The sequence below is a fragment of the Algoriphagus sanaruensis genome, assembly GCF_001593605.1.
Lineage (GTDB): Bacteria > Bacteroidota > Bacteroidia > Cytophagales > Cyclobacteriaceae > Algoriphagus > Algoriphagus sanaruensis.
Window position 1 is genome coordinate 2,810,056 of record NZ_CP012836.1, and the last position, 13,790, is coordinate 2,823,845.

Annotated in this window: 15 protein-coding genes; 8 read left to right on the forward strand and 7 right to left on the reverse strand. The window is 39.8% G+C overall.

Annotated elements, in window-relative coordinates; all coding sequences use genetic code 11:
• Positions 1 to 44: 44 nt before the first annotated feature.
• Positions 45 to 692 (forward strand): sulfate ABC transporter permease, encoded by a 648-nt coding sequence (locus AO498_RS12340; protein WP_067548075.1) that lies wholly within the window; start codon positions 45 to 47, stop codon positions 690 to 692.
• On the opposite strand, the gene AO498_RS17045 is transcribed toward AO498_RS12340, so the two are convergent.
• Positions 689 to 838, reverse strand: a complete 150-nt coding sequence (locus AO498_RS17045; RefSeq protein WP_082792232.1) for a DUF2256 domain-containing protein — start codon at positions 836 to 838, stop codon at positions 689 to 691. The two genes, AO498_RS12340 and AO498_RS17045, sit on opposite strands and share 4 nt — an antisense overlap.
• Complete coding sequence (locus AO498_RS12345) at positions 835 to 2,304, reverse strand: cryptochrome/deoxyribodipyrimidine photo-lyase family protein (protein WP_067548077.1); 1,470 nt, start codon at positions 2,302 to 2,304, stop codon at positions 835 to 837. The genes AO498_RS17045 and AO498_RS12345 overlap by 4 nt, the downstream gene beginning before the upstream one ends.
• 39 nt (positions 2,305 to 2,343) lie before the next feature.
• On the opposite strand from AO498_RS12345, the gene AO498_RS12350 reads away from it, so the two are divergent.
• A complete protein-coding gene (locus AO498_RS12350; RefSeq protein ID WP_067548080.1) occupies positions 2,344 to 2,628 on the forward strand; it encodes a TIGR03643 family protein in 285 nt (94 codons plus the stop codon).
• 60 nt (positions 2,629 to 2,688) lie between these two features.
• Here the strand turns inward: AO498_RS12350 and AO498_RS12355 are convergent, their stop codons facing one another.
• The 4 genes from AO498_RS12355 to AO498_RS12370 all read right to left on the reverse strand — a co-directional run bounded on the left by AO498_RS12355 (position 2,689) and on the right by AO498_RS12370 (position 5,022).
• Entirely contained in the window at positions 2,689 to 3,024 is a 336-nt protein-coding gene (locus tag AO498_RS12355; RefSeq protein WP_067548083.1) for a rhodanese-like domain-containing protein, read from the reverse strand.
• A 72-nt stretch (positions 3,025 to 3,096) separates the two neighbouring features.
• Positions 3,097 to 3,357, reverse strand: coding sequence for a hypothetical protein (locus tag AO498_RS12360; RefSeq protein ID WP_067548085.1), 261 nt, complete (start codon positions 3,355 to 3,357; stop codon positions 3,097 to 3,099).
• Positions 3,339 to 4,211, reverse strand: a complete 873-nt coding sequence (locus AO498_RS12365; protein WP_067548088.1) for a sterol desaturase family protein — start codon at positions 4,209 to 4,211, stop codon at positions 3,339 to 3,341. Before AO498_RS12365 ends, AO498_RS12360 begins: the two co-directional genes overlap by 19 nt.
• A 4-nt stretch (positions 4,212 to 4,215) precedes the next feature.
• Positions 4,216 to 5,022: a sulfite exporter TauE/SafE family protein gene (locus tag AO498_RS12370; RefSeq protein ID WP_067548092.1), complete on the reverse strand. Its 807-nt coding sequence runs from the start codon at positions 5,020 to 5,022 to the stop codon at positions 4,216 to 4,218.
• Positions 5,023 to 5,197: 175 nt separating this feature from the next.
• On the opposite strand from AO498_RS12370, the gene AO498_RS12375 reads away from it, so the two are divergent.
• Entirely contained in the window at positions 5,198 to 6,001 is an 804-nt protein-coding gene (locus AO498_RS12375; RefSeq protein ID WP_067548095.1) for a universal stress protein, read from the forward strand.
• Here AO498_RS12375 and AO498_RS12380 read toward each other — a convergent pair whose 3' ends face one another.
• Entirely contained in the window at positions 6,002 to 6,658 is a 657-nt protein-coding gene (locus AO498_RS12380; protein WP_067548101.1) for a Crp/Fnr family transcriptional regulator, read from the reverse strand.
• A gap of 171 nt (positions 6,659 to 6,829) precedes the next feature.
• Between AO498_RS12380 and AO498_RS12385 the strand changes: the two genes are divergently transcribed.
• From AO498_RS12385 to feoB, 5 genes are all read left to right on the forward strand, one after another.
• Entirely contained in the window at positions 6,830 to 8,095 is a 1,266-nt protein-coding gene (locus AO498_RS12385; protein ID WP_067548104.1) for an NAD(P)/FAD-dependent oxidoreductase, read from the forward strand.
• Between the two features lie 158 nt (positions 8,096 to 8,253).
• Positions 8,254 to 10,650 carry a TonB-dependent receptor gene (locus AO498_RS12390; RefSeq protein WP_067550468.1) on the forward strand — a complete coding sequence of 799 codons (2,397 nt, stop codon included), beginning with the start codon at positions 8,254 to 8,256 and terminating at the stop codon, positions 10,648 to 10,650.
• A 330-nt stretch (positions 10,651 to 10,980) separates the two neighbouring features.
• Complete coding sequence (locus tag AO498_RS17265; protein ID WP_192842559.1) at positions 10,981 to 11,328, forward strand: hypothetical protein; 348 nt, start codon at positions 10,981 to 10,983, stop codon at positions 11,326 to 11,328.
• A 72-nt stretch (positions 11,329 to 11,400) separates the two neighbouring features.
• Entirely contained in the window at positions 11,401 to 11,622 is a 222-nt protein-coding gene (locus tag AO498_RS12400; RefSeq protein WP_067548110.1) for a FeoA family protein, read from the forward strand.
• A gap of 4 nt (positions 11,623 to 11,626) precedes the next feature.
• Complete coding sequence (gene feoB / locus AO498_RS12405) at positions 11,627 to 13,759, forward strand: ferrous iron transport protein B (protein ID WP_067548113.1); 2,133 nt, start codon at positions 11,627 to 11,629, stop codon at positions 13,757 to 13,759.
• The last annotated feature ends 31 nt before the right edge of the window (positions 13,760 to 13,790 follow it).

Below are 13,790 nucleotides of genomic sequence, written 5' to 3' on the forward strand. Positions count from 1 at the left end.
AAATCCAAACAAACGTTTAGATTTAGCATCTTTAACAAAAACTAATGGCCCAAAATTCCACACCAGTCGCCAAACAAATTCGTGAACTTTTAGCCGTAGATGGTCGGCTCTACTATCTGTTTTTAGTGCTTTTATTTTTAGTGATTCGATATCTCACTGACATTCTGGTGTTAGAGTCGATTCCTGACTCGGATCGATTGACTTCCCAAGGCGATTTGACATTTTTCTTTTTATTCAATGCACTCAATTACCTCTGGACTCCATTTGCACTGCTTTGGAAGTTTACAGTTACTGCATTTCTCTTTTGGTCCATTGGTTTGATGATTGGCTTTAAGGCTCCATTCAAGGAACTTTGGAAGTTTGCACTTATCAGTGAAACCGTATTCATACTTCCTGAGCTATTACGACTTTTAGTATTTATGAATTCAGCACAAGACTTCACTTATTTGGAAGTAAGAAATTTCGAACCATTATCACTGCTATCCCTTTTGGGACCTGAGAATATAGATTCAAAGTTTCATTATCCCCTTTCCGTATTAAACATCTTTGAAATCCTATATGGATTCATCTGGGTTTATGGATTTCACACCATCAGCAGGAGAAATTTTTCCGAAAGCACTACAGTCGTATTGATTGCTTACTATCTGCCTCTCCTGATTTGGTTGGGATTTTACATCGGTGCTTACCGTTAAAGAGTCTTTTTCGACTTTTTAGAATCCATTCGACATCGATCCGAACAGTATTTGACTTCTTCCCAGTTTTTCTCCCACTTTTTCCTCCAGGTAAAAGGACGGTTGCAAACCAGGCAGATTTTGGTGGGTAAATGTTCCTTTTTCATGCCCATCTTTTGGCTAGTGTATGACGTTTTAAAATTCGATCTGCTTCTTGGACGACTTGAGGAGACTTTTGAGCAGACCAGATTCGATCCCTTGCTTCGGCTCCTGATTTTTCAAAATCAACCAATGGAAACGGGTAATTTTTCCCCAAGAAGAACTGAAGATCTTCTTGTTCAAGCGGGGTGATTTCCCAAGGGCTATGAATCAAAGAATTGGGAAGAAGTTGGAGTTCGGGAACCCATTTCCGAATAAATAATCCTTCGGGATCATGATCTTGCGATTGTTTCACAGGATTGTAAATCCTCACTGTATTAATTCCAGTCACTCCCGCCTGCATTTGAAGCTGGGGATAGTGAATCCCTGGTTCAAAATCCAAAAACATCCTAGCCAAGTAATTAGCACCTGAATCCCAATGCTGCCCCAAGTGATGGGTTAAAAAAGAAACCACCATGGCACGCATTCGAAAGTTCAGATAGCCTGTCACTTTAAGGCAACGCATGCAGGCATCCACTAAGGGAAATCCAGTTTGTCCATTTTCCCATGCTTCGATATAAGCTCTGTTTTCTTGAATAGGCAAACTCAAAAAGCCCCGATTTACTGGCTCAAATTCCATTCTTGACTCCATTTCAAATTTTTGAATAAAGTGGCAATGCCATTTTAAACGGGATTGAAAATTTGAAAAATTTCGGACTTGATTCCCCTGTTTTACTTGGTGTTCTGAGAGCTGAAATACCTCTCGAAGAGAAAGGCATCCCCAAGCCAAATAGGGAGATAAACGACTACAACTTTTTCGACTGAGTTCAGGCTTGCTGATAGATTTGCTGTAATTTTTTACCCGATCCTGAAGGAAACTTTGTAGGTATTTTCTTCCTTTTGATTCTCCCCCTGGCTGCATGTTTAGATTTGGAGTTTGCCACTTTAGAGGAATCGAATTGGAATTGATTTTATGAATGGAAGGCTCTTCAAGCCTGACCCATTTTCCATTTTTTAAGGGAGGATTTTTGAGGTCTGATTTCATCAAACCAAACCAAAGGTTATTCCAGCGGTTTCGATTTTTCCGACCTCGTTCTACTCCTTGTTGTAAATATTCCTTCCAGGTAATTCCATTGGATTTCAACCAATTCTGAATTTTTAAATCTCGGTCAAAGGTTAGTTTAATTCCTGTCTCTTGATGGGAATAGATGGCCTGAATTTCAAATTCAGATCCAATGATTTCTAGTACCTGACTTACTTCTTGATAAAAAATCATAACCTCTCCTCCAAAAGGTTTGAGTTGAATTTGCAAATCCTGAAGGCTTTCCCAAACAAACCTCCAATGCCTTTCATCGCTTTGAGGAGCTGCAACCAGTGAGGGTTCAAAACAATAAAAAAGAAGGATGGGATAGCCTGCCTGAATCGCCTCAAAAAGTGGCTCATGATCACTAAGACGGAGATCTCTTTTAAACCAAACTACTGAAATTTTCTGCACGGATTAGAAACTTTCAATGCCCTTCAAAGTTTGAGATTCATGAAGAAAATTAAAGAACTCAAGGCAGAAGAGATTGACAGGATCATTGAAATGGCTTGGGAAGATCGAACGCCATTTGATGCGATCAAGGCTCAATTTGGAATTAGCGAAGGCGAGACTATTGAAATCATGCGAAGAAACATGAAACGAAGTTCTTTCAAAATGTGGAGAGCAAGAGTACAAGGCCGAGCCACCAAACATTCCCAAAAAAGTCCTGAGGACATGACCACTTTCAAATCCAGGATGCAACGTGGGATAGCACTTAACAAAATATCAAAAAGATAAAAAGCCGGACTCTATTGAACCCGGCTTTTCCCAATAAACCCAAACTTTAATATGGGCTATTTATACTGTTTCAAATGGCCATCTCATAATTCCTCCGGCCAAGTTCTTTAATTTTTCAAATCCTAGGTCTGCCATAATTTCACAGGCTTGACCACTTCTGTTTCCGCTTCTGCAGTACACCAAATAGGTTTTATCTTTTGGAAGATTCTTAACCTGACTGTAGAAAGTCGGAGACATAATATCGAGGTTCCGTGCTCCTCTAATTTTTCCACCTGCAAACTCTCCCGCAGTCCGTACATCCAGAATTACTGTATCCGGCTGAAGAGAAAGATCATGAAATGGACCTGCTGGGATGTCCTCGTAATTTTTTGGCTGTGTATTGAAGAAATTAAACATGGTTGTTGTTTTTTCTTCAAAATTACTTGGTCAATACTCCTCTAGTCAGTAATAAAAGTCACCTGACTAAAATCAGTTTTTGGCGCTTGCCCGGAATCTCTTTCTCCCTTGAATGATTCCTAATCGGATCAATAAAATCCAAGGCAAACCATGCATCAGGAAATCTCCCCAATCTACCAACTTCATTCCTACTGCTCCGCCCGCAATCCATCGGACTTTTCCCCAAATATGAGGCTCAGGGAAATACGGCGCCATTCCTAATGCAAGTGTCATTAGAATGACAAATCGCCAACTGTTAAAGGGTAAAATTTGATTTACTTTTTGCGGTTCCATGGATAGGTGATTTGCTGCCAAAAGGTCTTGGGAAATTGTTCCAAATCCTCAAAACCCAAGGGTTCATGTTCATTTTCATTGGGTATATAAGCTGTACCAAATAGGTAGTCCCAAAGGCTCAGGGAAATGCCAAAATTCACCCCATGACTTCCCTCTGGAATGTGCTTAGCATGGTGCCAAAGGTGCATTACCGGATTATTGAGCACATATTTCAAAGGTCCGTAGGTGATTTTCACATTGGCATGATTGAGGTGACCGATGGCGATCGTCAGGATATGCAGGATAAAAAAGTCATCCAATCCAAATCCAATCATAGCTAATGGAATATACTGAACGGATTTATAGACAATGGTCTCCATCCAATGATAACGGAGATGTGCTGCAAATCCCATTTGCTCGACCGAATGGTGAACTTTATGAAATTCCCACAACCAAGGGTTGGTATGCAGCCAGCGGTGGACATTCCATTGAATAAAGTCAGCCACCAAAAACATCAAAAGAAACTGTGCCCATCCAGGCCAAGAAGCCACTTGGATGGCTACCAGATTTTCGATTCCAAATAAACCCAAGAAATCATTGAACAACTCAACTGCCACATTGGAAACGGAATTGTACACGATTAGGGAAAAAAGGAAAAAGTTGAAAAACATGTAAAATCCATCCATCCAAAAATCTTCCCGAATAGCGGCTTGATCTTTCCGCCATGGAAAAGCTAATTCCAAAAGCCAAACCACCACTGACAAACCCACTACCCACCAAAAGTAATTGTGCCAAGAAGGATAAAGAATTTCGGATACCAGGTAATTCCAGTATCCGAAATAGCCATCTAAGAAGATTTTAAAATACTCTTGCATGAATTTAAATATTCATTAATTCTTTGCTGATGATGTAGATACCCATAATCAAGACAAACCAACCAAAGCCCTTTTTAAGGATTTTTTCATTGATTTTCTTGGAAAGGGCGCTTCCAATAAAGATCCCTATGATCGAGAGACCTGTAAATATCAACAGCATTTGCCAATCGATAGTTTGAGTCGAAAGATCTCCCAAAAACCCAATTAGTGATTTGGCAGCAATGATCAAAAGTGAAGTACCAACTGCCATTTTCATAGGTAGTCTTGCAAGTAAAACCAAGGCTGGAATTATCAAAAATCCTCCACCTGCGCCTACAATTCCAGTTATTACCCCAACTATTGACCCCTCAAGGGCGATCATTGGGAAATTGTACTTGATCTCTTCATTCTCATCACAATCGACACACTTTTTATTTCGGATCATCGAGAATGAAGCAGCCAACATGATCAAGGCAAAAAAGACCATGATTCCGATATTCTTTGTTATGGCTGATTCACCAATGCTAAACAAAGGATCAGGCAAGGCTGGAACCAAAAATTTCCGAGTTAGAAAGACTGCGATAAATGATGGAATTGCAAATACAATTGCGGTCTTATAATTCACCAATCCTTTTTTCATGTATGTACCAGCTCCTACCAATGAAGTAGCCCCTACAACGAATAAGGAATAAGCTGTAGCCAGTACGGGATTAACCCCTAAAATGTAAACTAAAACAGGAACGGTAAGAATAGATCCTCCCCCACCAATCAACCCTAAACTAATTCCAATTAATACTGCAGCGGCAAAGCCAATTACAACGATTACATCCATTTTATTTCAAATTTTCATACAAAAGTAGGTTCAGCCTTTGCCCTTAAGCGGTGACAATTGTTACACTGTCTGAATTTTAATTTAAGCTCCTTTTTCTATTTAAAATGAATAATTGTGACCTTGCTCTCTGTATTTACAGTCATTTTGGTAACTTCCACCTATACCTAAATCTACTATGAAAATCCTGGTTCCAATAGATTTTTCTCCCAATTCAATTCACGCCTTTGAATTTGCCCTTGCCCTAGCCCAACGGGAAAAAAGCGAAATCCAGTTGATTTATGTAATAGAGCATATCTACGACTTCGCGGCTCAGTCAGCCTTGGCTTTGGAATCTCATTGGGGGGAAGCAGAACAAAAAATCAAAGATCTCAAAGAAAAATACGCTTCTTCTGAAGTCCTCATTTCTTATCAGATTGAAGAAGGAACCCCCTCGATTTCAATCTCAAAATTTGCACATGAATCTGACGTAAACTTGATTGTGATGGGGACTAAAGGTGCTCATGGCATGAAAAAATGGCTCATCGGTTCGACAGCTGCGAATACGATCAAAGAATCCACCAAACCTGTTTTAGTAATTCCCGAAAACTCAAATCTTACACATATTCAAAAAATCACTTTAGCGCTAGAATTTGAAGATCATGAACCTCAATACATCGATTGGATCGTTGGAAAATGCGACCAATGGCATTTGGGTCTTGACTTTTTACACATTCAAGTAGCGAATGATTTTAAAGAAGAATTGTCCGTAATGGGATTGGAAAAATATATTTCTAAAAAATTTCCAACCATGCCCGTGAAAATTCACACCTTCTTTGCAGAAACTCCTAGCGATGGATTGGAGCTTTACATGGAGGAGCATGAAGAATCCATTCTGATGGTTTGCCACAAACAGCGAAGCTTATGGAGTGACTTACTGGAAAATAGTGAATCCCTTCACTTGGCCTATTCTGCGCCTATCCCCATTTTGGTGATGGTTTGATTATTTACTAATCAACTCTTCAAAATCATCACGGATATAGATCACGTTTCGACCCAATTCAATCCACTTTTTCTTTTCCAGTTGCTTAAGCAATCGCGAAATCACCTCCCTTGAAGTTCCTAATTCATTTGCGATCTCCTGGTGAGTCGTATGAAGTTCGTTCGCTTTAAGTTGTTTCATTTTGGTAACGATGTACCGCATAAGTCGCTCATCCATACGCTTAAAAGCAACAGCATCTAAAGCAATAAGCATCTCTTGGAATCGCTGTTGATAGGTACTCGAAACGAAATCTTTCCACTGCTTAAATTCATCAGACCACTGCTCATGCAACTGAACTGGAATAAACATGATAGTAGCGGTCTCTTCGACCACGGCTTTGATTTCGCTCGGTCGGGCTGCCGAGCAACAAGTTAGGGACAAGGCACAAGTTTCGCCCTGCTCGAGGTAATACAGAAATAATTCTTTTCCTTCCTCATCCATTCGCATGATCTTGATAGACCCATCAATCACGAGTGGAACTGCCTTGATAAATTGTCCAGGCTCCATTAATACCCTTCCATGTTCAAAGTTGGATTCCTGGCCTTTTTCCAAAATTGCCTGTAAAAGTTTAGGGTCAGAGAGGTTTGGAAGTGCTTGTTTGAGTTTTTCTAGTGTCATAATTCCTTATCAACGACAAAAATGGGAATGGTGTCTAAGGTAAATTAGTGACAAATATCACAATCAACCAAATCAAAAAAATTAAATTGAGAGGAGGTTTAGGTGATTAATATCACTTTTTCCTGACCTTAAGAACCTTATCTTTCTAATGTTTAATCACACAAAAAACCCATGAAAACTCACTATCAGATTTTAATTATCGGCGGAGGAACAGCCGGAATTACCATTGCAGCCCAACTTAAGCGAAAGGACTCAACCTTGGATATCGCCATTGTCGAACCTTCAGAAAAACATTATTATCAGCCTGCATGGACGTTAGTGGGCGCTGGAGCTTTTGATTTTGCAGATACTGAGCGAAATGAAGCAGACTATATTCCAGACGGTGTAGATTGGATTAAAGATAAAGCAACTGGAATTGACCCAGAAAGTAATTCAGTAGAAACTGCTACTTCTGGTACAATCACTTATGACTATTTGATTCCAGTACCTGGGTTGGTGATGGCTCCAGAATTAATCCCTGGGTTAAAAGAAGCATTAGGTAAAGGCGTGGTCTGCTCTAATTACACTGACCCTGAACATACTTGGGAAGTGCTCAAAAATTTCAAAGGAGGCAATGCCGTCTTTACCCAGCCAACTACTCCAATCAAATGTGGTGGAGCACCTCAAAAAATCATGTACATGGCTGAGGACTATTTTAGAAAAAATGGTCTTAGAGACAAAACCAATGTCCTGTTTGCAACTCCAGGCACTGTGATTTTTGGTGTTCCAGAATTTGCCAAGACCTTAAATAAGATCATCCATGATCGTGATATCATATTCAAGCCTTTCTATGCACCAGTTAAAATTGATGCCGAAAAGCAGGAAATCTATTTCCACTATGCAAAACCCGGAGAAAGTAACTGCACTGTTCAAGAAGGCAATAGCTTAGGCGAAGAACTGGTAGGAGCTCTTGAAATCAAGGTCCATTACGATATGCTTCACATCGCTCCACCTCAAATGGCTCCAAAATTCATCCAGGATTCCAAAATATCCATTCAGGAAGGACCCGGGAAAGGATGGGTTGACGTGGACATCCATACCATGCAGCATAAGCGTTACCCCAATATCTTCTCCATAGGCGATGTAGCCCACTTACCAACAGCAAAAACTGGCGCCGCCATCAGAAAGCAAGCTCCAGTATTGGTAGAAAATCTACTCTCTGTGATCAAATCCGGTCATTTGGGTCAAAAATCTTACGAAGGATATTCTTCTTGCCCAATTGTGACTGGCTATGGAAAAATGCTACTCTGCGAATTCAAATACGACAATGTCAAAGATAGCGATCCAATGATTTCCACTTTTGTAGACACTACCAAAGAACAATACAGCATGTGGTTGCTCAAGAAATACGGTCTTCCTTTTATGTATTGGAATTTAATGTTGAGAGGAAAAGCCTAAGGAATTCCATTCCTGAAAAAGATCCCGGATCAATTTGGTTCGGGATTTTTTTATGCCCAAATCAAACAAATCCCATCAATAAAAATCTTAAAACCATTCATCCCTTATATCTTCGAATTAAGCCTATTCTTGATCTCTTTTGGGTAAATAAATTTCACATGAAGTCTTCACTTCTAACACTTGTTTGCATTCTCTTTGGTTTTCATTCCTTCGCTCAGGACCTTCTTATATTAGATAAAAACACTAATCTTCCCATTTCTGAAGTATCGATTAGCGTACCCGGAACTCCAACTAATCGGTCTACTGATGCAAATGGAAAGGTATCATTAAGTGGATTTCCAAAAACTGGAAAAATTTGGATCACGAAGGAAAATTACATTTCACTAGCTCTTGCTTGGAGTGATTTTGAACAAGGCCAGTTTACAGTTTACCTATCCACCAAAGAGGTAATTCTTGAAGATGCTGTCATCTCAGCCAATCGCTGGAAAGTCAACTTGGAAGACGTGGCAGAAAAAGTCAGGAGGCTAGATCAAAGCTCTCTGCTAATCCGAAATCCAAGTAATATGGCAGATTGGATTGGGTCAAGTGGGGAAGTGTTTATTCAAAAAAGCCAAATGGGTGGAGGAAGCCCAATGATTCGAGGTTTTTCTGCCAATAGACTTTTATATGCCGTGGATGGCGTAAGAATGAATACGGCAATATTTAGAAGTGGAAATCTCCAAAACGTGATTTCTATTGATCCTTTTGCAGTAGAAAATACCGAAATACAGTTTGGTCCAGGATCTGTAATGTATGGCTCTGATGCGATCGGTGGAGTAATGGTTTTTGAAACACTCCAACCAGATGCTACCAATCGGTTAAATTTGATTTCAAGAGTTTCATCTGCATCATCTGAAAAAACAGGACATGTCGATTTTTCTTATGGAAGTAATTCTTTACGATTCTTAACCAGTATCAGCTATTTTAACTACGGAGACTTGCGCATGGGGAGTCGAGGCGGTCATGACTCCTATCTCCGTCCAGATTATGTACAAAGAGAGGGAAATTTCGATTTAGTAAAGGTCAACGATAACCCATTAGTACAAAAAGGAAGTGGCTATGATCAGATCAATCTGATGCAAAAAGTAAATTGGAGGAGTGGAAAATACAGCAATTTCGATGTTGGATTTCACTACTCTACTTCCTCTAATGTACCACGGTATGACCGATTGATTGAAAAAAGAAACGGAAGCTTACGATTTGCAAAGTGGGATTATGGACCCCAAACTTGGCTGATGGGCAATGCTAAGTGGACTTATACGAAAAGCACTCGCCTTTTTGATCAGGTAAAAATCATCAGCGCGTATCAATTTTTCGAAGAAAGTCGCATTGATCGAAGATTAAACGATAATCGAGAAAACAATCGAAAAGAAGAAGTGAAGGCCTATTCGGTCAATGCCGATTTATTGAAGTATTTTAAAGATGGGTCATTTTTAAGTTATGGTGCTGAATGGGTTTTAAACCAGGTTCAATCCTCTGGAATTAGTAAAAACATTGAAACCGGAGCGCTATTTCCTGCATCTGCCAGATATCCCAATTCAAATTGGAGCTCTCTAGCAGCTTATGGAAGTTACCACCGACGCATTTCTGATTTGCTCAAGTTTCAGGGAGCATTACGATACAATTTAACCAAGCTCACTGCAGATTTCTCTGAGAACCTTGATTTCTATCCCCTTCCATTTACTACCTCTTCAAACAGTCATTCTTCCTTAACTGGCAATTTGGGCCTAATCCTATCTCCTTCTCCTTCATTTACTATTTCACCCGTCCTTTCCACGGGATTTAGAGCGCCAAATGTGGATGACATTGGAAAAATATTCGATTCTGAGCCAGGTGCTGTTTTGGTGCCCAATCCAGACCTAAAGCCAGAATATGCTTACAATGCAGAGCTCAACTTGAATAAATATTTCGGAGAAAATTTAAAGTTGGACTTCACCGCTTATTATACTCGACTAGATCAGGCGATGGTCCGAAGACCATTTCAATTAGATGGGAAATCTGAAATTGTATATGATGGGGAACCTAGTCAAGTCTTAGCAATTCAAAATGCAGCCTTTGCCACCATCAAAGGAATTCAAGCAGGATTTGAGTATAAATTTTCTTCCCAACTCCTTTTGGTTTCGAGGTATAATTTTCAAAAAGGGATTGAGGAATTGGATGACCAAACCACTAGCCCATCCAGACATGCACCCCCCGCTTATGGGATGACACGTTTAAGTTTTTCCAAACCAAAATTCGGAGCACATCTAACTGTTCAATACAGTGCAGAACGATCATTTGAAGACCTTCCCGAAGAGGAGAAATCCAAAGTCTTCATTTACGCTACCGATGTAAATGGAAATCCATTTTCCCCTTCTTGGACCATTGTCAATTTGAATTTCAATTACTCAATAGCCAAAAATTTTGGACTCACAGGAGGGTTAGAAAATATTTTCGACAAACAATACCGGCCTTACAGTTCGGGAATTGTAGCACCCGGAAGAAATGTGACGTTATCGCTTAAAGCCAGTTTTTAAGGCGATGAGTTAACAATTTGATTTTTAACCTGTTTTTATGCTATGGGAATGATCAAGAAATCAGTTTTATCGACCGTTTTGCTTTTTGTCATTTTGTCGATATTACCAATGGGATGCGGTCTCTTTTGTAGCGATTCTTGTGGATGCGGTCCGAATTTTCCCCCACAGACATTTCGGATCAATTCATTTGAAATTTTCACAGCCGCCTTTGATGGACAGCAAATTTTCCCTTCTACTTTTCTTCCTTATGACAAGGTTTTCAAGGCGATCAGAGTAAAAAACTTTGATTTATTAGGTGAGCTTAAATCCCCTAAATTCCAAGGATTGAATATGGCATTCGCCTGTAGTCCTCCCTCTCCAACATCCAGCAAAAAGCTGGTTGATATCCAAATCTTGAATTTAAATGAAGTTACTTTCGGAGACGGGACTGTTCTGGAACCGGGACAAAACATCAGTGAACTTTTCGCAATTGGGTATTTCTATTCCAATTCATTGAAAAGTATTCCAGAATTTATTGAAGATGGATACACTCTTTATCTGGAAGATTTATTGAAGCTTGGAATTCGAAAAAATCCTGGCAAGGAGATTTCATTAGAGGTTTCTATTTCAATAGTACTCCAAGATGGATCAGCTTTTACCTTCCAAAATGAAATTTGGAGCTTACAGCCAAATTCATGACAAAAATCTTCCCTATTTTTCTTTAGATTCATTCCAAATACAGCTACTTTTGCAGCTCTGGAAAGAAATAAAATGACTGCAGACCGACTTCCCTTAGACCGAACAGGGAAAATCATAGAGATTAAATCCTCACCTCTTAAGATCAATCTCATGGAGCTTGGATTTTTGCCAGGTAAATACATTACGCTTCAGCATAAAGCTCCTGCAGGTGGTCCAATGGCGTTTCAAATGGAAGAAACTCTTTTGGCTTTGCGTATTCATGAAGCAGCATTGATCCAGATCGAATTGATTTAAGCCCATGACCGAATTAAGCGCACCTATTTCTATAAAAACTCCCAAGATTGCCATTATCGGGAATCCAAACGTGGGTAAATCAACGATTTTTAATTTTTTGACAGGATTAAACCAAAAAATCGGAAACTATCCGGGTGTCACTGTAGATAAAAAAACGGGTGCTTTTTCGATCGAAGGGCAAGCTTTTGAATTACTCGACCTTCCAGGAACCTACAGCTTATTTCCAAATTCTGAAGACGAAATCATCGCTCATCGTGTCCTGAATCAAGGAGGTAATGAGGATCGACCGGATTTTGTATTGATGGTTATTGATTCAAGTCAGCTTTCAAGAGGACTTTTCTTAGCCACTCAGCTAATTGATCTCGGAGTGAATCTGGCCATTTTATTAAACATGTCGGATTTGGCAGAAAAGAAAAATATTGAAATCCGATCATACGAATTATTTAAGTGCCTTGGAGTACCGATTCTAAACACGGACGCTCGAAATCTCAAAGGAATGGATCAGGTCAAAAACCTGATCAGCCAGAAAAATTTTTCTAAGGGAAAACCATTTATCGATATCACCCAAGTCGTTCCATTGGATCTACTATCGAAGATTCAGGATCATCTCAAACTTGACAATCCTTACCAAGCGTATCAATTGATTCGATTTGGAGGAAAAGACCCTCATCTTCCTGAAGAAACCAGAAATTATCTTGAATCTATTACCTCTGATTTCAATTTCGATCTGGAAGAGGCTCAGCTTGAAGAAACCAAACTGAGATATAAGAAAATTACTGAATTGGTCACTCGCGCGATGATTAAGCGGGAAGAGCCCAAAAAGAAATCCCAGCTTGACCGAATTACCCTTCACCCTGTAATAGGTTACTTGGTTTTCTTTGCCATCCTGGTCGTGATTTTCCAAACCATTTTTACTTGGGCTTCTGTGCCCATGGATTGGATAGATGGAATTTTTGCTGATTTAAGCACCTTTATTTCGAGCAAACTACCCGATGGTCCGTTAGCCAGACTAATAGCTGAAGGTGTAATCCCCGGTATTGGAGGTGTGGTAATATTTATTCCACAAATCGCCCTTCTTTTTGGTTTTCTAGCCATTCTGGAGGATACCGGCTATATGTCTCGAGTCGTTTTTTTAATGGATCGTTGGATGCGCCCATTTGGTCTTCATGGTAAAAGTATTGTTCCACTCGTGTCTGGAGTGGCCTGTGCAATTCCAGGGGTTATGGCTGCTAGAAATATCTCAAACTGGAAAGAAAAAATGATCACCATTTTGGTGACTCCATTGATGAGCTGCTCAGCAAGGCTTCCTGTTTACATTATTTTAATTGGTCTTACCGTTCCGGATGAGTTGCTTTTTGGTCTGATTAACCTACAAGCTTTGGCCTTATTTGGTCTCTACTTTTTAGGAGTATTAGGGGTTTTGGTTACAGCATTTTTACTAAAGCTAATATTGAAAACTTCCGAAAAAAGTTTTTTGATGACCGAACTCCCACCTTATCGCCTGCCTAGATGGAGTGACGTGGGAATTACGATGATCGAAAAATCAAAAACATTTGTTTTTGAGGCAGGGAAAGTGATTTTAGCGATTTCTATTATTCTTTGGGTTTTGGCTTCCTATGGTCCACCAGCTAGAATGGATGAAATCCGTGCATCAGCAGAACAGCAACTGTCCCAAACTACTGACGAAGGCGAGATTGAAGCTATTGAGGCAGAAACTAACTCATTGCTATTAGAAAATTCCTTCATTGGAATCATGGGAAGAGCCATTGAACCTGCGATCAAGCCATTAGGGTATGATTGGAAAATTGGGATTTCGTTGATTACATCCTTTGCAGCGAGAGAAGTTTTTATTTCAACGATCGCCACGATTTACAGCATTGGAGCAGATGTAGAAGATGAATTGACGATCCGACAAAAATTAGATCATCAAGTAAATGCGGCCACCGGGGAAAAGACCTTTAACAAAGCCACATCATTTTCTTTGATGGTGTTTTATGTTTTTGCGATGCAGTGTATGAGTACATTGGCAGTGGTAAAACGCGAAACAAAAGGCTGGAAATGGCCTATTATTCAAACCCTCTATATGAGTGGCCTTGCTTATTTAATGGCATTTATCACGTATCAAATTTTCTCTTAAACCGATGTGGCAAGAATTGATAATCGGACTC